Below are 16,110 nucleotides of genomic sequence, written 5' to 3'. Positions count from 1 at the left end.
TAATAGATAAGTAAATCAACCAGAAGAAGGAAGCATTATGTTTAAAAAAGGAAAGTTATGCTTGGCTATTTGCTCGCTCATCGCTTCTGCGGGAGCATATTCGGCACCGGGGGATTTAGATAACACATTCGGTACTAGTGGGGTTTTGAATGTGCCTTCCTGTAGCGGTGTAGCGAAAACAATTCCTGCGTCTGATGGGCTTCTGCTTGCTGGCACAACATCAGCCGGCGATGGATTTGTCAAAAAATACGACTCGAATGGCTTGGCGTTAGATACTTCTTTTGGGAATGCTGGAGTTGCCGATCTTCCTAGGCCCGTAGGTGGTTACTCGTTAACTGTTTTGGATGCGGAGACGCTTTATAACGGAAAGATTGCAGTGCTGGCTTTAGCTCGATCTACCAATGTTGTTTATAACGATATTTACGTTGCAATGCTTTTGCCTAACGGCAGTTTGGATGCTGGGTTTAATGGTGGCTTGGGCTATATATCTTATTCTCAATATGTCAGCGTTGAGCCTGAGGGGCCTAAAGAAGATCGCCCGGTAGAGCTGGAGGTTTTGCCTGATGGGCGTTTAATTGTTGGGTCGACCTCCAATATGAGTCCAACTACCAATATAACTTTTTCTGCCACTATCACGAGAATAAGAGAGAACGGTACTTTTGATACCTCGGTACCCAAAGGTCGTGCGACGTTTGCCGCGGGTACGCTAATGGATATTGCCCTCTCACCGGATTTGACCACGTTCGGAGTTCTTACAGGCAATAAAATTAAGAAGCTTCCAGCCCCCGGCACGTCCGGTGTGAATTTTGGAGCGAGCGGCCTCTATACCCTGAATATTGGAACCGGTACTGTCATACAAACTGCAGTCGTACAAGCTGATGGTAAGTTGCTTGTCGCCGGTAGGAAGGGATCGAATGCCTTTATCGCGCGCTTGAATCCTACAGGTGCCTCGCCTCTTGATACCACATACGGCAATGGCGCCGGCTATGTTGAGTTCGACTCTCCAATCCTGAAGGATGAAGTGCTCGACATAGCAGCACATCCTTCTGGGGAAACTATTGCAGCTGGGTATTCGTCTCTCGGCACGACTGTTTCCAAGGATCTGCTGACCTTCAAGGCAGACACAACCGGTGCGCTGGTCACTAGCTTTGGGGTGAACGGGTTTGCTCATTACGACCATGCTGGAGCCCAGGATAGCCCAAACAGAATAAGCATCCAGGCTGACGGCAAAGTCATCATTCCTGCTGCAACGTATGTTGGCCCCGCCCGCTTGTGCAGCATTCTCAGGTACGAAAATTGATGTTGCAGTGAGTAGATATGGCAGGCTCGTGTGTCGACAAAGTGTCGAAACACTGTGCCGAATTGAACCGAAACGAGCTGGTGATGTAGGCGTAAGCCCGGTATTGAACGGGTTTGGCACGTACTGAAACGCTCACAGACGGGTTCAAAATCCCTACCTTCCTGTCATATCGAAATACCGAAGGCCCTGAAAACGTTAAAGGTTTCAGGGCCTTTTGTTTGTGGGCAATGAAGCAACCCTTTGCTTGCGCTTATCCAATCGCCGCCAGCAGATTGACCCTGGCCTGTTGCTCGTACCGATCTCGGAAGTGGCTTGTGCTGTAGAGGTGGTCGCGTGTGAGGAAGTGCTTGAGCACTGCCTTGCGTTTGATGCGATAGAGCAGGCCAGGCACCCAGCTATATTCCGCGCGTACCTGGCGGTCGTATTCGCTAAAGCGCTCAGGGGCGGCGCCGAGTATGGCCAGGTCAATGTCGACGAGCAGTTGCTGGTCGGCATCGCTGGGCGTGGCGTTGTGGCGGGTGGCCATGATCAGGCTGTGAACCCGCGTCTGCACTTGCGTTGTGGCTCCGCTTGCCGCCAATGCCTGCACGGCCCAGTCGGCGCTGCGCAGTTCATTGTCTGATCCGCGCAGTGCGTAGATTGCATCGTGAAACCACAGGGCGATTTCCACTTCACCCGGCTCGACCGCAAGGGCAAGCACCGCGTCGAAATGCTCGAGGCATTCAGCGAGATGTTGTTGCGTGTGGTAGTGGCGATGCGGCTCGTTATACGCGGCCAGCAGGCGCTCGAACAAACCGTCCGCTGCAGGCAGATTCAGGTTGTGCCATGCGCGTTGCCAAGAGTTGATGAGGCAGCCATGTGGCGGGTTTATAAGTGGCTTCATGGTGTGTCTCCGCAAAAAGTGCTTCCGAGCAGCGCATGCCGACCGATATCAACTTTAGCGGGGCAGGGGCTGGATCTTTTTCACGGCCTCAAGCCAGTCCGGATTGAGTCGCGGCTGGTCGGTCGGCATGCCCAGTTCTTCCATGCGCTCTTTGTGTTTATTGATTTCCGCCACCGCTTCACTGAGGGCGCTGGTGTTGCCGTCCAGTTGGTGCATCTGGGTCAGGCCCAGGTGGTAGAAGCGCAGCAGTTGCATGGCGGCGGGGTCGCGGGCGGCGACGCCGGCTTTGACGTGGTGCATCAGGTTGGTCACGCGCATCAGGCTGCGTTTCAGACGCCAGCCGTATACGGCGGCCGCCATAAAGGGCTGTGGCCAGAGCAGCACGCGCACCAGGACTGCGGTCAGCGCTAGTGCGGCGATAACCCCGCCGAGGTTCCAGCGGAAGTTGTCGCCACCCGGCGTGCCGAACAGCAGCACCGCGCTGCTCGACAGCAGCATGGCCAAGGCGACGAAGATTGCGGCGATGGTCAGGGTGCTGCGGCGGGTTTGCTGGCGGTAGGTTTCAGGAGTGCGCTGCTGGATTTCGAACATCGGGGCCACGGGAATTCTCACTTGTGCGGGTGGTAGCGGCGTTGCTTAAGGGCATGCGGGTTTGCTGAGGCATGCGCTAGCAGACCGTTGAAAAACTACCTGCGTTGGCAATACTGCGTTAAAAACAGGCTCGGAATGCTCATTTACACCAGTAAACTCCGCTTCCTCGCCTGTTTTTGCCTTGTCTTGCCTGCCTCGCCTACGTTTTTCAACGGCCTGCCAAACGCTGCAAATTATGCGCGATTGCCCGGCAACAGGTATCTTCGCCCATCCGTTGACTGCATCGCTTAAGGATTTACCGGGTTTATGAGGCGTACTGTGTTTCAGGCTGTGATTTTTTGCGCGGCGGCGCTGTGTGCGGGCGCCGCGTTGGCCAAGGTCGAGGTGCAGGCCGGGCAGCATAAGAGCCTTGGGCGGATTCTCGTCGCCAAGGTCTCCGAGGATATTGCGCCGGGCGATTACGAGGCGCTGCTCAAGGGCATCAAGGCTAACCCGGGCAAGTACGCGAAGAAGATCGTCATGCTCGACAGCATCGGCGGCAGCGTATCCGAGGCCATTCGTATGGGGCGCTTGCTGCGTGAGACCGGCTTCGATGCCCTGGTGCCGTCCACCGGGGTATGCCAGGGCAGTTGTGTGTACCTGCTGGCGGCGGGGCACGCTAAAACCGTGCGCGGCTATGTGGGGATTCACCGGCCGTATTATGCAGGCAGTGATTCGGTGCATTCGGCATCTGCCTTCGGGCCGAGCCGGGCCACTCAGGCGGCTTACTTCAAAGAAATGCAGATCCCGCCCGAGCTGCTTGAGGCGATCAACAGCACCGAGCCACGGCGCATGCGTGTGCTGACGCCGGCTGAGCTGGCGCGCTACCGCTTGAAGTGAGGCGGCGCGTTGTCAGCTGGTGCGGTGCCTTTCAAAGAAGCTTATGACCTGCTTGCTGGCGTCCTCGCGGGGCATGTCGTAGCGCTGCTGCACCAGGTTGGTCAGTTTTTGTTCATCGCCTTCGGATTTGATCAGTTCATCCAGGGTCAGCTCGTCCCAGACGATCAGGGCCAGGCCGGCCAGTTTGCGCCAGTTTTTCTGGATGATTTCGGCAAGGGGTCTGCTCATGTGTGGTGCTCCTGAGGTGGCCAGTCTGGGCCGGTTGTACGGTCAGAACGGCATTGTCCTCAGACGAGCTTGTCATGGTTGGCACAGCCAGTCGGTGCGCTACAGCGCTTATGCGGGCTGGCGTACCGACGCCATGGTGCTGCGCCGCTAGCCTGCTTGCCGCGCCGCAGCTTATGTGGCGTGGCAATTGCTCTGTTTAGAGCCTCATGGGCCTGTTCTGGACGCCTTTCGCCACCTCAAGGATATGCCGCAATGTCGATGATCGAACCTGTGCTGCTGACGGCTGCACGCGTCTGTACCTTTGCCGGTGAGCAGTTGCTGACCAACGCCAGCGGCTTTTACTTCGCCCGAGATGAGCGCCTGTTTCTGGTGACCAGCCGGCACGTGATGATCGATGAGCCGAGCCAGCATTTTCCTGATCGCATCGAGATCGAAGTGCACACCGATCTGCACAATGTGGCGCAGACCACCGGCTTTTCCATGCCGCTTTATCGCGATGGCCTGAGCCTTTGGCGGCAGGGCTGCGATGGCGCCGGTGAGGTGGATGTGGCGGTGCTGGAGATCAAGCGTGCGGCGCTGCCTGAGAGCATGGTCTATCACGCCTTTACCCCGCAGCACCTGCTGCAGCCGCAAACCCCGGTGGAGGTCGGCACCTCGTTGCTGGTGGTGGGTTTCCCCCTGGGTTTTCACGATACCCTGCACCATATCGCGGTGGTACGGCATGCCGTGGTGGCGTCGTCATTCGGCCTGCGTTTTCAGGGCCAGGGCTACTTTCTTACCGATGCCCGCACGCACCGCGGCACCAGTGGCGCGCCAGTGGTGATGCGCATAGCGAACAGTGAGACGGATGAGTTGCCTTGGGTGCTGCTGGGCGTGCATTCGGCGCGGCTCGATCTGGGTAGTCGGGATGTCGAGGTGGACGAGGCCCTGGGGCTCAACTGCACCTGGTATGCCGATATTCTGCTGACCCTGACTGAGTAGAGCCCTGAGCTCAACGTTGCGTCTGCAGCTCGGGCGCCGGGGCCATATTGATGTCCTTGACCAAGCCTGCCGTGGCCTTGATCACCTCACGGGCCATGCTGGTTTCCTGCTCGTTGTGGGTCTGTGCCACCAGCACCACATCACTGTGGGTAATGGCGTTGCTCACCAGCTTGGCAAAGCGCCCCTGATGCTGCCCCGGGGCCGCTGAGGCGCCAATTACGCTGCCGAGAAAACCGCCGATAAAGCCACCCATGCCCATCAGGGAGAAGGGCGCAAGCATCGGGCTGGCGTGGAACAGACTGACGTCACTGACAATCAGCGCTACCGCGATCAAGGCGCCAATGCCGATACCAATCCCTGCGCCGATGCTGATGTCGATCAGCATGTCCCTGAGCACCCTGTTGCTTTTCGCCTGTGGCGCCGGGGCAGGTGGGGCATCGGCGTTGCCGGCGACTATCTGCAGTTGTTCGCTGTGCATGCCGCGCTGAATCAACTGGGCCAACGCCTGTTCGGCGGTGCTGCGCTGGGTAAAGAAGCCTGAGACGTGGTGACGGTAGAGATCCATGGTGTTGCTCCTGATCCTGAACCGTCGTCGACGGTTGAAACGCCAGCTTAGGCGCCGCTTATGGGCGTGTCTGTGCGCCGGCGTACGCAGGCTGAACTGCGGCAGGCGGCTATGCGCGCCAGCGTACCGACAGGCCTTCGCCGAGCTGCGATTGTCGCTCCCGGCGAGCTGCAGCCGTGGCGTGAGTGCCGTGTTTCAAGTTGGCGGTCAGCCTGCACTTGCCTGTGCATTAATCGTCGGAGATGCGTGATGAAAATCCAGTACCGCCCGCTCTTGCTGGCGTTTGCCATTGCTTATGCCGTCCTCGCCGTGTGCAGCCTGCTGATTGCCATGAGCCTGGCGCAGAGCGCCATGCCATAGACCCCGACACCCGAGAATGCTGTCTGCAGCGCTGATCGAGCGCTGTGGCTTAGCCCACCTGGGCGCGCACGCGGCGAACGCTGCGACGTGCTTATCCGTAATTGTTTTTGAGGACATTCCTATGAACAGGACTTCATCCATCGTTGATGGCGTGGCTGCGTTGCGTTTTGCCGGCCTCTGCGCCGGGCTGCTGATGCTCAGCGCCTGCGCCTCACCACCGCTGCCGCCGAGCCAGGCGTTGCAAGCTGCTGAGTCGGCGATCAGCAATGCCGAACAGGCCCGTGTGGCCGATTACGCCTCGCCGGAGCTGGGCGTCGCGCGGGAGAAACTTACCGCCGCCAATGCCGCGGTCGTGCGTGAAGAGATGCTGCTGGCCGAGCGCCTGGCCGATCAGTCGCGGGTTGAGGCCGAGCTGGCCCTGGCCAAGTCGCAGGCGACCAAGGCCAAGGTGGTCAATGACGAAATGCAGAAAAGTACCAACAGCCTGAAACAGGAAATGCAACGCAACACGGGAGCTCAACAATGAACCTTGCTCATAACGCCAAGCACCTGCTGCTGGTCAGCGCCATCAGCCTGGCGTTGGCTGGTTGCGCTGCGCAACCGAGCATGCCGCAAGGCGCCGCCGATGTGCGCGGCAAGCTCACCCGCTTGCAAGCCGATCCACAGCTCAATACCCGCGCGCCGGTAGCACTCAAGGCCGCCGAAGATGCGGTGATCGTTGCCGAACAGCCGCGCAAGGAACAGGCCGAGGAACAGGCCCTGGGCCAGCACCTGGTGGTGATGGCTGACCGTAAGGTGGAAATCGCCATGGCCCTGGCGCAGACGCGCCTCTATGAAGACCAGCGCAGGACCTTGAGCGAACAACGCGAAGGCGCACGCCTGGATTCACGCACCCGCGAGGCCGATCAGGCGCAGCGGCAGAACAGCCAGCTGCAGCAACAGATTGATGAGTTAAATGCTAAAGAGACCGAGCGTGGCCTGGTGATGACCCTGGGCGATCTGCTGTTCGCCACGGGGCGCGCCGAGTTGCGTGCGGGCACGGCGAATAACCTGGGCAAACTGGCGATTTTTCTCAATCAGAATCCCGAGCGTCAGGTGCTGATTGAAGGGCATACCGACAGCGTCGGCAGCGAAGAAATGAACCTCAGCCTGTCGCAGCGCCGGGCCGACTCGGTGATGCATTACCTGACCAGCCAGGGTGTTTCCCCAAGCCGTCTGGGCGCATCAGGTAAAGGCGAAAGCATGCCGGTTGCCGGAAATGAATCGGCTTCAGGCCGGCAGATGAATCGGCGGGTGGAAATCATCATCAGCCAGGACATGGCCTCGCAACGCTGATGCCCGCTAGCTGATCTGCAGCCCTTGCTGATCTTGTCGAAAGCAGGCAACCGCAGGTCGGAACCTTTCCGACCTGCGCTGGGTTTGCCGCTCACAGCTTAGCGATCGACACCTCGGTGGATTTGACGAAGGCAATCACTTCGCTGCCCACACCCAGTTCCAGCTCTTTTACCGAACGGGTGGTGATCACCGAGGTGACGATACCCGAGGCGGTCTGTACGTCGATTTCCGAGAGTACGTCGCCCAGCACGATTTCCTTGATGGTGCCTTTGAACTGGTTGCGTACGTTAATGGCTTTAATGGTCATGGTGATGCTCCTTTCAGGTCTTAAGTAGCCCGGATGCAATCCGGGAGTATTTTGCACCGCTCCCGGATTGCATCCGGGCACGGGCTGGTTTAAAGCGCCCAGCGCAACTGCGTGGGCAAGGGTGAAATGGGTTCGGGTTGCGGTGGCAGTTCGGGCAGCGACAGCACGCGGTTAAGCACCTGTTCCTCAACAGCCGCCAGGCGGGCCGAGGCGCGTTGACGCGGACGGGGCAGGTCGACGTTGATATCCAGGCCGACCTGGCCGTCTTCGATCAGAATCACCCGGTCAGCAATCGCCACCGCTTCGCTGACATCGTGGGTCACCAGCAGTACGGTGAAACCGTGCTGTTGCCACAGGCGTTCGATCAGTTGCTGCATCTCGATGCGGGTCAGGGCATCCAGTGCGCCGAGCGGCTCGTCGAGCAGCAGCAGGCGCGGTTGGTGGATCAGCGCACGGGCCAGGGCTACACGTTGTTTCTGTCCGCCAGATAAAGCGGCAGGCCATTCATTGGCGCGATCCGCCAGGCCAACGGCTTCCAGCGCCTGTTGCGCTTGCAGCCGCCAGTTGCCGGACAGGCCCAGGCCGACGTTGTCGATCACTCGCTTCCAGGGCAGCAGACGCGAGTCCTGGAACATCAGGCGAATGTCTTCGCGTGAGGCGGCCAGCGAGCCATTACCGGCTTGTAGTTCGCCTTGTGTGGGCACATCCAGACCGGCGAGCAGGCGCAGCAGGGTGCTCTTGCCGCAGCCGCTGCGACCGACCACGGCGACAAACTGCCCGGCGGGAATGTTCAGCTGAACATGCTTCAGCACTTCGCGTTCGCCGAAGGCCTTGTGAATGCCGTTGATCGCCAGCGGCAGGCCACGTTTGAGTGTGTGCAGCGCAGTCATTGTCCACCTCCCTTGACCTGATAGGCCGGGTGCCAGCGCAGCCAGATTCGCTCAAGCGTGCGCGCAGCCACATCCGCCAGCTTGCCGAGTACGGCGTAGAGCAGAATGGCCAGTACCACCACATCGGTTTGCAGGAATTCGCGGGCGTTCATCGCCAGGTAGCCGATGCCGGAGCTGGCGGAAATGGTTTCCGCGACGATCAGGGTCAGCCACATAAAGCCCAGGGCGAAACGCACACCGACCAGGATCGACGGCAGGGCGCCGGGCAGGATCACCTGACGGAACAGGCTGAAGCCGGACAGGCCATAGCTGCGCGCCATTTCCACCAGCGCCGGGTCGACGTTGCGGATGCCGTGGTAGGTATTCAGGTAGATCGGGAACAGGGTGCCGAGGGCGACCAGAAAGATCTTTGCGCTCTCATCAATGCCGAACCAGAGGATCACCAGCGGAATCAGCGCCAGGTGCGGCACGTTGCGGATCATCTGCACCGAGCTGTCGAGGAAGCGCTCGCCCCATTTCGACAGGCCAGTGATAAAACCCAGCAACAGGCCCAGGCCGCCACCGATGGCAAAGCCGATACCGGCACGCCAGCCGCTGATGGCCAGGTGGGTCCATATTTCGCCGCTGCGCAGCAGCTCCCAGCCGGCGCTCAGCACCGCGCTGGGGGCCGGCAGAATGCGCGTGGACAGCAGGCCGCTGACCACCGCCAGTTGCCAGGCCGTCAGCAGTGCCACCGGCAAGGCCCAGGGGGCCAGGCGCAGGGCCAGGTTGTGTAAGGTTGTATTGCTCATTGCAAACCCCATCAGGTCTTTGTAGGAGCGGGGGGGGACGACTAGTTCCATGCCCGCGAGGTATTTATGGTTCGCGGGCATGGCCCGCTCCTACGGCATTGCATCAACTGGCCGAAGCCGCCTTGGGCAGAATGTCGTTGGCGACCATCTCGCCGAACGGGCTGACATAGCCGGCGCCAGTCGGAGCTTGTGGGCGGTTGACGTCCAGGTGCGGGAACAGCAGCTCGGCAACCCGGTACGACTCTTCCAGGTGCGGATAGCCGGAGAAGATGAAGGTGTCGATGCCCAGCTCGGCGTATTCCTTGACCCGCGCGGCCACGGTCGGGCCATCGCCAACCAGTGCCGTGCCGGCACCGCCGCGCACCAGGCCGACCCCGGCCCAGAGGTTGGGGGACACTTCCAGATTGTCCTTGCTGCCGCCGTGCAGGGCGGCCATGCGCTGTTGGCCGACCGAGTCGAAGCGCGCCAGGGAGGCCTGGGCGCGGGCGATGGTGTCGTCGTCGACATGGCTGATCAGCTTGTCGGCGGCAGCCCAGGCCTCGGCATTGGTTTCGCGCACGATCACATGCAGGCGGATGCCGAAGCGCACTTCACGGCCTTGAGCGGCGGCCTTTTCACGCACTGCTGCAATCTTCTCGGCCACGGCGGCCGGCGGCTCGCCCCAGGTCAGGTACAGCTCGACCTGCTCGGCGGCCAGGTCCTGCGCAGCGTCCGACGAGCCGCCGAAATACAGCGGCGGACGCGGTTGTTGAATAGGCGGGTAGAGCAGTTTGGCGCCTTTGACTTGAATATGTTTGCCGTCGTAGTCGACCACTTCACCTTCCAGCACGCGGCGCCAGATGCGGGTGAATTCCACCGAGGCTTCGTAGCGTTCGGCGTGGGACAGGTTGAGGCCATCGCCGGCCAGCTCATCCGGGTCGCCACCGGTCACCAGGTTGAACAGCGCGCGGCCGCCAGAGAGGCGATCAAGGGTCGCGGCCTGACGCGCCGCCACCGTCGGGGAAATGATCCCGGGGCGCAGGGCGACAAGGAATTTCAGGCGCTGGGTCACGGGAATCAGCGATGCTGCCACCAGCCAGGAGTCCTCGCAGGAACGTCCAGTCGGGATCAGTACACCGCCAAAGCCAAGGCGGTCGGCTGCTTGGGCAATCTGCTGCAGGTAACCGTGATCGACGGCGCGTGCGCCCTCGGCGGTGCCCAGGTATTTGCCGTCGCCATGGGTGGGCAGGAACCAGAAAATATTCAAGCTCATGGAGTGGTCTCCTTAGTGAATTACTGACCTGTAGCCCGGATGTAATCCGGGGTAGGTGTCGAGACCTCCCGGATTGCATCCGGGCTACGGGGGTTATTGGGCTGTTGCGACTTTGCTGGCCGGGCTCCAGATCACATCCTTGATGACCAGGCGCTTGGGGATCAGCTTCAGATCGGTAAAGGTGTCGGCGATCTTCTGCTGCGCCTCGATCACTTGCGGGGTGATCAGCTGGGCGCCATAGCTCTGGCGCTCGACGGCAACGCGGGTAATTTCTGCCGACAGACCCAGCAGTGGCGCGACCTGGGCGGTGGCTTCAGCGCTGTTGTTTTTGGTCCATTCGCCAATGCCGCGAATTTCGTCGATCAGCACTTCAACCACTTCCGGGTTTTTCTCGGCGTAGGGCTTGGTCGCCAGGTAGAACTGGTGGTTGTTCACCAGGCCTTGGCCATCACGCAGGGTGCGTGCTTGCAGCTGATTTTCGGCGGCGGCCTGGAAGGGGTCCCAGATCACCCAGGCGTCGACGCTGCCACGCTCGAAGGCGGCGCGGGCATCGGCAGGCGGCAGGTACACCGGTTGGATGTCGCTGTATTTCAGGCCGGCGTCTTCCAGGGCGCGTACCAGCAGGTAGTGCACGTTGGAGCCTTTGTTTAGGGCGATTTTCTTGCCCTTGAGATCGGCGACCGATTTCAGCGGCGAGTCTTTCGGCACCAGAATGGCTTCGCTGGTCGGCGCCGGTGGCTCATAGGCGACATACAGCAGGTCCGCGCCGGCGGCCTGGGCAAATACCGGTGGAGTTTCGCCGGTTGTGCCGAAGTCCACCGAGCCGACGTTCAGCCCTTCGAGCAGCTGCGGGCCGCCGGGGAACTCGGTCCATTTAACGTCGATGCCCTTGTCAGCCAGCCGTTTTTCCAGGGTGCCCTTGGCTTTGAGCAGCACCAGGGTGCCGTATTTCTGATAGCCGATTCGCAAGACGCTTTTATCCTGAGAAGTAGCTTGTGCTTGGGTGATGGCGCCGAAAGAAATGGCCGCGGCAAACAGGGCGACCAGACTCCGACGCAAAGTAACAGTGCGCATAGCGCTCTCCTTTGCTGTTGGGGTTATTGGCTTGCGACCTGCTTGCCCGTTGGCGGGCGAGTAAGGTGGGGTGAAGCGTGTTGCGGTGTGTCAGATACTCCAGCGGGCGTTGATCAGCCGATCATTCAGCACGCCTGGATCAATCGGTGCCGGACGGCGCGCCAGGGCCTGCTGGAAGTGCTGCAAGGCATCATCCAAACGCTGTTCCAGGGCCGGTGCCAGTTGCGCCGGTGCGCCGTTCTCGCCGTAGGCAATCTGGCTGTCGTCAGCAAAGATCGCGTGCAGCATTTCCTGGGCTTTCAGCGCCGCCAATACCGGCTTGAGCGCGTAGTCCACGGCCAGCATGTGCGCGCTGCTGCCACCGGTAGCAATGGGTAGCACCACCTTGTGGTTCAGCGCGCGTTCGGGCAGCACATCGAGCAGGGTCTTCAGTGCGCCGGAAAACGACGCCTTGTACACCGGTGTGGCGACGATCACGCCGTCGGCGCGCTCTACCTGTTCAATCAGTTGCTGCACGGCCGGGCTGCCGAAATTGGCAAACAGCAGGTCTTCGGCATTGAAATCACGCACCTGGTAGCTGATCACTTCAACCCCGCGCAGTTGTAACCAGTGTTTGGCGCGATCAAGCAGGATATTGCTGCGTGATTTCAGGCTCGGGCTGCCGCCCAGGGATACGACCAGCATTATTCGGGCTCCTTAGAGCCTATTTACGATCTCGCGAGCTAGAGCAATGCAAGGCAAAAACAGGCGAGGACGCGGAGTGTACTTTTGTACATGAGCATTCCGAGTCTGTTTTTAACGCAGCAGGGCCGACGCGCAGCAGATCGTAAACAGGTTCTTAGCGGTTCGGCTGCGGGGTCAGACGCAGATAAGGTTTCACGGCGCGGTAGCCTTTGGGGAAGCGCTGCTTGATTTCGTCCTCATCCTTGAGCGACGGCACGATCACCACCTCATCACCATCCACCCAGTTGGCTGGGGTGGCGACCTTGTGGTTGTCGGTCAGTTGCAGCGAGTCGATCACCCGCAGGATCTCGTGGAAGTTGCGCCCGGTGCTGGCCGGGTAGGTGATGGTTAGGCGCACTTTCTTATTCGGGTCGATGATGAACAGCGAGCGCACGGTCAGGGTGTCGTTGGCGTTCGGGTGGATCAGGTCGTAGAGGTCGGAGACCTTGCGATCAGCGTCGGCCAGGATCGGGAAGTTGACCTTGGTGTTCTGGGTTTCGTTGATGTCGTCGATCCACTTCAGGTGCGAGTCCACCGGGTCAACCGACAGGGCAATGGCCTTGACGCCGCGTTCGGCGAACTGCTCTTTGAGCTTGGCGGTGAAACCCAGTTCGGTGGTGCACACCGGGGTGAAGTCAGCCGGGTGGGAGAACAGCACGCCCCAGCTATTGCCCAGCCATTCGTGGAAGCGAATGCGGCCTTCACTGGAGTCCTGTTCGAAGTCGGGGGCGATATCGCCGAGGCGGATGGTCATGTGTGTTCTCCTTGGGTAGGTCGTTACGTGGTGCTCACTATGCTTAGGCTTTTTAGATTTTAAAAAGAATAAATAACCATTTATTTAGCACTTAAAAGAATATGCGATTGGTGAGGCAGTAATGCGTAGGGTGGGCCAGGCGCGAACCGGGATCAGACAAACACCATCGACTCTCAACGCGCCATAACCCACCATGGCGATCTACCGGCAAACCACGATGGTGGGTTACGCGGCACTCAATTGCGTGGTGCCCCTATAACCAACCCCAGCGCCGCTAACCCACCCTACAAAAGCGCTGTGCAACACCTAATGGGCACGCAGACAAAAAAACCGGGCATGCGCCCGGTAAATATTCCACCTGAGGAATCTGGTTATATCGCGTGGGACTGGTACAGCTCGGTCAGGGCCTCGCCACGCAGGTAGGCCAGTTCGGCCGAGCGCCGATCCCGTGGCCGCGCCAGCGGCACCGCCAGTTCGCGTTGCAGGCGGCTGGGTGTGCCGCCGAGGATCAGTACGCGGTCGCTCAGGTAGAACGCCTCGTCCAGATCGTGGGTAACCAGCAGTACGGCGATTTCATAGCGCTCGGCCAGCTCGCTGAGCAGGTCCTGCAGTTTCATGCGGGTGAAGGCGTCCACCGCGCTGAACGGCTCATCGAGCAGCAATATGTGAGGCCTGCCATACAGCCCGCGGGCAATCGCCGCGCGCTGCGCCTGGCCGCCGGAAAGCTGTTTGGGCAGGGCGTTGGCATGGCCGCTGAGGCCGACATCGCGCAGCAGTTGCTGCACCCATTTTTCATCGGCAATCCAGCCATCAGCGAAGCTGACGTTCTGCGCGACATTCAGCCAGGGCATCAGCCGCGGCTCCTGAAACACCACGCCGATGCCGGTGCCACGGCCGAACTGCAGCAGTGGGTTGAATTCCAGCGCGCCGCTGAAGTCCTGATCGAGCCCGGCGGCGATGCGCAGCAGGGTGCTTTTGCCGCAACCGCTGGGGCCGAGCAGGCTGACGATTTCGCCGGGCGCCAGGCTCAGGCTGACATCGTCGAGTACGCGCAGGCCGTCGTAGGCTTTGTGAATGTTCTGCAGTTGCAGGAGTGCGCTCATGCTCAGTTCTCCCCGCCCTGATAACTGTCGCGCCAGCTCAGGGCGCGGGTTTCCCAGTACTTGAGCAGGCTGTCGCTAAGCTTGCCGAACACCGCCAGCAGGAGAATGGCGGCAATCACCAGGTCCGGTCGCGAGGTTTCCCGGCCATCACTGAGCAGGTAGCCAAGGCCACGGGTGGCGGCAATCAGCTCGGCCGCCACGAGGAACATCCAGCTCAGGCTCAGCGCCCCGCGCAGCCCGGTAAACAGGTTGGGCAGAGCGGCCGGCAGAAGAATCCGCCGCACCAGGGCAAAGCGGCTGAGCTGATACAGCTGGCCGACCTCGACCAGCTTGCGGTCGATATTGCGGATACCGGCCAGCAGCGCCAGGTACACCGGAAAGAATGCACCCAGGGCGATCAGCACCACCTTGGGCGTTTCATCAATGCCCAGCCAGAGCAGCAGCAGCGGTACCCAGGCCAGGCTGGGAATCGCCCGAAGCGCCTGAAAGGTTGGCTCCAGGTAGGCCTCGGCGCGGCGGCTAAGGCCGACCCAGGTGCCAATCACGATAGCCAGACTGGCACCGATCAGAAAGCCGGCAGCCACCCGCAGCAGGCTGGCATTGATATGCCGCAGCAATTCGCCACTGACGGCCAGGTTGAACAGGGTTTGCGCCACTTGAGTGGGGGCGGGCATCTGGTGCGAGGGCAACACGCCGAAACGCACCAGCGCTTCCAGGCCAAGCAGCAGCGCCAGGGGTACCGCCCAACCACGCAGATTGGCCAGCGATGGACGCAGGCTGGGTAAGCGCTCGGCCCAACGGCTAAGCCTGAGGTTGAGGGTACCCATGACTTAGTGGCTCGCCTTGGCGACGGCTTGCTTGATCACGCTGGCAGCCAGTTGCGGGCTGATCAGTTGATCCACCACCTTGGCCACGTCAGTGCCTGGGCGAACCAGTTGCTCGTCCAGCAGGATCGGCGCGGCGGCTTTCAGTGCGGCGATATGCTCGGCGCCGGGCTGCGAGTTGCTGAAGTCGGTACGCGACAGTTGCAGCTTGGCCACTTCCAGCGGCAGCTTGGCTTCGTCGGCGAGCAGCTGGGCCAGGGCATCCGGGTTGGCAATGGCCCACTCGCGGGCCTGTTCGTAGGCAGCGATCACCTGCTTGATCAGCTCAGGTTGAGTGGCGGCGAATTTCTCGGTCACGCTGAGCACGCCGTAGCTGTTGAAATCGAGGTTGCGGTACAGCTGGCGCGAACCGGCTTGCAGTTGGCTGGCGGCCATCAGCGGATCAAGCCCGGCCCAGGCGTCGACATCGCCACGTTCGAGGGCGGTGCGGCCATCAGGGTGCTGCAGGTGGACGATTTCCACGGCGTTCTTGTCCAACCCGGCTTTCTGCAGGCTTTGCAGAAGGAACAGGAAGGGATCGGTGCCTTTGGTGGCGGCGATTTTCTTGCCTTTCAGATCAGCCAGGCTGTTGATCGGCGAATCTTTGGGCACGACCAGGGCGGTCCATTCCGGACGGCTGGCCACGTAGACGGTGTTGATCGGGCTGCCATTGGCGCGGCTCAGTACAGCGGCTAGACCGGCAGTGGAGGCAAAGTCGGTGCTGCCACCATTGAGGTATTCCAGCGAGCGGTTGCTGCCCTGGCTGAATACCCATTTGACACTGATGCCTTGCGGCGCGAGGGCTTTTTCAAGCAGGCCTTGTTGCTTGAGTACCAGGCTGGTGGGGGCGTAATAGGCGTAGTCCAGGCGGACTTCTTTGGGTGTTTCGGCATAGGCGCCGGCAGGCAGAATCGCCACAAACAGGGCGGTCAGCCCCCGACGCAGATTGAACAGACTCATGGTCCTTTCCTCTGCTTGGGGTTGTCGCCTGTCGACCCGTGGACGGGCACTTCAGGTCAGGATAAAGCGTCAATAAAACCGGCCTGTGGTCAGGCCGGTACACACTGGGATGTGTTATTGCAGGCCGGCCTTAGAGCAGCGGCAGGCTGTAGCTGACGATCAGGCGGTTCTCGTCCAGATCGGTCGCGGCGTTGCTGCGGAAGGTCGCATTACGCCAGGAGAAACCCAGGCCTTTCAGCGGGCCGTCCTGCAGGGCGTAGTCCAAACGGAA

21 protein-coding genes are annotated in these 16,110 nt (G+C 60.6%); 6 read left to right on the top strand and 15 right to left on the bottom strand.

The window, feature by feature from the left end; genetic code table 11:
* Positions 1-37 precede the first annotated feature (37 nt).
* Entirely contained in the window at positions 38-1,300 is a 1,263-nt protein-coding gene (locus Q8M42_RS11750) for a hypothetical protein (RefSeq protein WP_304866314.1), read from the top strand.
* A gap of 250 nt (positions 1,301-1,550) precedes the next feature.
* Here Q8M42_RS11750 and Q8M42_RS11745 read toward each other — a convergent pair whose 3' ends face one another.
* Both Q8M42_RS11745 and Q8M42_RS11740 read right to left on the bottom strand, forming a co-directional pair.
* Positions 1,551-2,093 carry an N-methyl-D-aspartate receptor NMDAR2C subunit gene (locus Q8M42_RS11745; protein WP_304866311.1) on the bottom strand — a complete coding sequence of 181 codons (543 nt, stop codon included), beginning with the start codon at positions 2,091-2,093 and terminating at the stop codon, positions 1,551-1,553.
* A 144-nt stretch (positions 2,094-2,237) separates the two neighbouring features.
* Positions 2,238-2,774: a DUF3087 domain-containing protein gene (locus Q8M42_RS11740; protein ID WP_304866349.1), complete on the bottom strand. Its 537-nt coding sequence runs from the start codon at positions 2,772-2,774 to the stop codon at positions 2,238-2,240.
* 306 nt (positions 2,775-3,080) lie between these two features.
* Between Q8M42_RS11740 and Q8M42_RS11735 the strand changes: the two genes are divergently transcribed.
* Positions 3,081-3,653, top strand: a complete 573-nt coding sequence (locus tag Q8M42_RS11735) for a hypothetical protein (RefSeq protein WP_304866308.1) — start codon at positions 3,081-3,083, stop codon at positions 3,651-3,653.
* Positions 3,654-3,665: 12 nt separating this feature from the next.
* On the opposite strand, the gene Q8M42_RS11730 is transcribed toward Q8M42_RS11735, so the two are convergent.
* Complete coding sequence (locus Q8M42_RS11730) at positions 3,666-3,881, bottom strand: general stress protein CsbD (RefSeq protein ID WP_275963543.1); 216 nt, start codon at positions 3,879-3,881, stop codon at positions 3,666-3,668.
* On the opposite strand from Q8M42_RS11730, the gene Q8M42_RS11725 reads away from it, so the two are divergent.
* Positions 3,880-4,032: a hypothetical protein gene (locus Q8M42_RS11725; RefSeq protein WP_304866301.1), complete on the top strand. Its 153-nt coding sequence runs from the start codon at positions 3,880-3,882 to the stop codon at positions 4,030-4,032. The two genes, Q8M42_RS11730 and Q8M42_RS11725, sit on opposite strands and share 2 nt — an antisense overlap.
* 101 nt (positions 4,033-4,133) lie before the next feature.
* Positions 4,134-4,862, top strand: coding sequence for a serine protease (locus tag Q8M42_RS11720; RefSeq protein WP_304866298.1), 729 nt, complete (start codon positions 4,134-4,136; stop codon positions 4,860-4,862).
* 10 nt (positions 4,863-4,872) lie between these two features.
* On the opposite strand, the gene Q8M42_RS11715 is transcribed toward Q8M42_RS11720, so the two are convergent.
* Positions 4,873-5,427, bottom strand: coding sequence for a hypothetical protein (locus Q8M42_RS11715; RefSeq protein WP_304866295.1), 555 nt, complete (start codon positions 5,425-5,427; stop codon positions 4,873-4,875).
* Positions 5,428-5,908: 481 nt separating this feature from the next.
* Here Q8M42_RS11715 and Q8M42_RS11710 point away from each other — a divergent pair, with 481 nt between their 5' ends.
* Both Q8M42_RS11710 and Q8M42_RS11705 read left to right on the top strand, forming a co-directional pair.
* Positions 5,909-6,313 carry a DUF4398 domain-containing protein gene (locus Q8M42_RS11710; protein WP_304866293.1) on the top strand — a complete coding sequence of 135 codons (405 nt, stop codon included), beginning with the start codon at positions 5,909-5,911 and terminating at the stop codon, positions 6,311-6,313.
* A complete protein-coding gene (locus tag Q8M42_RS11705; protein ID WP_304866291.1) occupies positions 6,310-7,122 on the top strand; it encodes an OmpA family protein in 813 nt (270 codons plus the stop codon). Before Q8M42_RS11710 ends, Q8M42_RS11705 begins: the two co-directional genes overlap by 4 nt.
* A 91-nt stretch (positions 7,123-7,213) precedes the next feature.
* Here Q8M42_RS11705 and Q8M42_RS11700 read toward each other — a convergent pair whose 3' ends face one another.
* The 11 genes from Q8M42_RS11700 to Q8M42_RS11650 all read right to left on the bottom strand — a co-directional run.
* Positions 7,214-7,429 carry a molybdopterin-binding protein gene (locus tag Q8M42_RS11700; RefSeq protein WP_056842174.1) on the bottom strand — a complete coding sequence of 72 codons (216 nt, stop codon included), beginning with the start codon at positions 7,427-7,429 and terminating at the stop codon, positions 7,214-7,216.
* An 89-nt stretch (positions 7,430-7,518) separates the two neighbouring features.
* Positions 7,519-8,319, bottom strand: coding sequence for an aliphatic sulfonates ABC transporter ATP-binding protein (gene ssuB / locus Q8M42_RS11695; RefSeq protein WP_304866278.1), 801 nt, complete (start codon positions 8,317-8,319; stop codon positions 7,519-7,521).
* The gene (gene ssuC, locus Q8M42_RS11690) at positions 8,316-9,110 is read right to left on the bottom strand and encodes an aliphatic sulfonate ABC transporter permease SsuC (RefSeq protein WP_304866276.1); all 795 of its coding nucleotides are present in this window, start codon (positions 9,108-9,110) and stop codon (positions 8,316-8,318) included. Before ssuC ends, ssuB begins: the two co-directional genes overlap by 4 nt.
* 103 nt (positions 9,111-9,213) lie before the next feature.
* A complete protein-coding gene (ssuD, locus tag Q8M42_RS11685; RefSeq protein WP_304866274.1) occupies positions 9,214-10,362 on the bottom strand; it encodes an FMNH2-dependent alkanesulfonate monooxygenase in 1,149 nt (382 codons plus the stop codon).
* 93 nt (positions 10,363-10,455) lie between these two features.
* The gene (locus tag Q8M42_RS11680; protein ID WP_304866272.1) at positions 10,456-11,436 is read right to left on the bottom strand and encodes a sulfonate ABC transporter substrate-binding protein; all 981 of its coding nucleotides are present in this window, start codon (positions 11,434-11,436) and stop codon (positions 10,456-10,458) included.
* Between the two features lie 90 nt (positions 11,437-11,526).
* Entirely contained in the window at positions 11,527-12,120 is a 594-nt protein-coding gene (gene ssuE, locus Q8M42_RS11675; RefSeq protein ID WP_304866269.1) for an NADPH-dependent FMN reductase, read from the bottom strand.
* Positions 12,121-12,274: 154 nt separating this feature from the next.
* The gene (locus tag Q8M42_RS11670; protein WP_282876218.1) at positions 12,275-12,913 is read right to left on the bottom strand and encodes a peroxiredoxin; all 639 of its coding nucleotides are present in this window, start codon (positions 12,911-12,913) and stop codon (positions 12,275-12,277) included.
* A 371-nt stretch (positions 12,914-13,284) separates the two neighbouring features.
* Positions 13,285-14,016: an ABC transporter ATP-binding protein gene (locus Q8M42_RS11665; protein ID WP_304866262.1), complete on the bottom strand. Its 732-nt coding sequence runs from the start codon at positions 14,014-14,016 to the stop codon at positions 13,285-13,287.
* Between the two features lie 2 nt (positions 14,017-14,018).
* A complete protein-coding gene (locus tag Q8M42_RS11660; RefSeq protein WP_304866259.1) occupies positions 14,019-14,843 on the bottom strand; it encodes an ABC transporter permease in 825 nt (274 codons plus the stop codon).
* A 3-nt stretch (positions 14,844-14,846) separates the two neighbouring features.
* Positions 14,847-15,839, bottom strand: coding sequence for an aliphatic sulfonate ABC transporter substrate-binding protein (locus Q8M42_RS11655; RefSeq protein ID WP_304866256.1), 993 nt, complete (start codon positions 15,837-15,839; stop codon positions 14,847-14,849).
* 130 nt (positions 15,840-15,969) lie between these two features.
* Positions 15,970-16,110, bottom strand: a 141-nt coding sequence (locus tag Q8M42_RS11650; protein ID WP_305284044.1) for an OprD family outer membrane porin, incomplete at its 5' end; no start/stop codon positions are given.

The organism is Pseudomonas sp. (assembly GCF_030684895.1).
Classification (GTDB): Bacteria; Pseudomonadota; Gammaproteobacteria; order Pseudomonadales; family Pseudomonadaceae; genus Aquipseudomonas.
The sequence above is the reverse complement of the archived record's forward strand: the minus strand, read 5'-3'. Positions and strand labels throughout refer to the sequence as shown.

Coding starts and splice junctions, on each gene's coding strand:
- Q8M42_RS11750 (WP_304866314.1), top strand. CDS start 38: ATGTTTAAAAAAGGAAAGTTATGCTTGGCTATTTGCTCGCTCATCGCT.
- Q8M42_RS11740 (WP_304866349.1), bottom strand. CDS start 2,774: ATGTTCGAAATCCAGCAGCGCACTCCTGAAACCTACCGCCAGCAAACC.
- Q8M42_RS11735 (WP_304866308.1), top strand. CDS start 3,081: ATGAGGCGTACTGTGTTTCAGGCTGTGATTTTTTGCGCGGCGGCGCTG.
- Q8M42_RS11725 (WP_304866301.1), top strand. CDS start 3,880: ATGTGTGGTGCTCCTGAGGTGGCCAGTCTGGGCCGGTTGTACGGTCAG.
- Q8M42_RS11730 (WP_275963543.1), bottom strand. CDS start 3,881: ATGAGCAGACCCCTTGCCGAAATCATCCAGAAAAACTGGCGCAAACTG.
- Q8M42_RS11720 (WP_304866298.1), top strand. CDS start 4,134: ATGTCGATGATCGAACCTGTGCTGCTGACGGCTGCACGCGTCTGTACC.
- Q8M42_RS11715 (WP_304866295.1), bottom strand. CDS start 5,427: ATGGATCTCTACCGTCACCACGTCTCAGGCTTCTTTACCCAGCGCAGC.
- Q8M42_RS11710 (WP_304866293.1), top strand. CDS start 5,909: ATGAACAGGACTTCATCCATCGTTGATGGCGTGGCTGCGTTGCGTTTT.
- Q8M42_RS11705 (WP_304866291.1), top strand. CDS start 6,310: ATGAACCTTGCTCATAACGCCAAGCACCTGCTGCTGGTCAGCGCCATC.
- Q8M42_RS11700 (WP_056842174.1), bottom strand. CDS start 7,429: ATGACCATTAAAGCCATTAACGTACGCAACCAGTTCAAAGGCACCATC.
- ssuB (WP_304866278.1), bottom strand. CDS start 8,319: ATGACTGCGCTGCACACACTCAAACGTGGCCTGCCGCTGGCGATCAAC.
- ssuC (WP_304866276.1), bottom strand. CDS start 9,110: ATGAGCAATACAACCTTACACAACCTGGCCCTGCGCCTGGCCCCCTGG.
- ssuD (WP_304866274.1), bottom strand. CDS start 10,362: ATGAGCTTGAATATTTTCTGGTTCCTGCCCACCCATGGCGACGGCAAA.
- Q8M42_RS11680 (WP_304866272.1), bottom strand. CDS start 11,436: ATGCGCACTGTTACTTTGCGTCGGAGTCTGGTCGCCCTGTTTGCCGCG.
- ssuE (WP_304866269.1), bottom strand. CDS start 12,120: ATGCTGGTCGTATCCCTGGGCGGCAGCCCGAGCCTGAAATCACGCAGC.
- Q8M42_RS11670 (WP_282876218.1), bottom strand. CDS start 12,913: ATGACCATCCGCCTCGGCGATATCGCCCCCGACTTCGAACAGGACTCC.
- Q8M42_RS11665 (WP_304866262.1), bottom strand. CDS start 14,016: ATGAGCGCACTCCTGCAACTGCAGAACATTCACAAAGCCTACGACGGC.
- Q8M42_RS11660 (WP_304866259.1), bottom strand. CDS start 14,843: ATGGGTACCCTCAACCTCAGGCTTAGCCGTTGGGCCGAGCGCTTACCC.
- Q8M42_RS11655 (WP_304866256.1), bottom strand. CDS start 15,839: ATGAGTCTGTTCAATCTGCGTCGGGGGCTGACCGCCCTGTTTGTGGCG.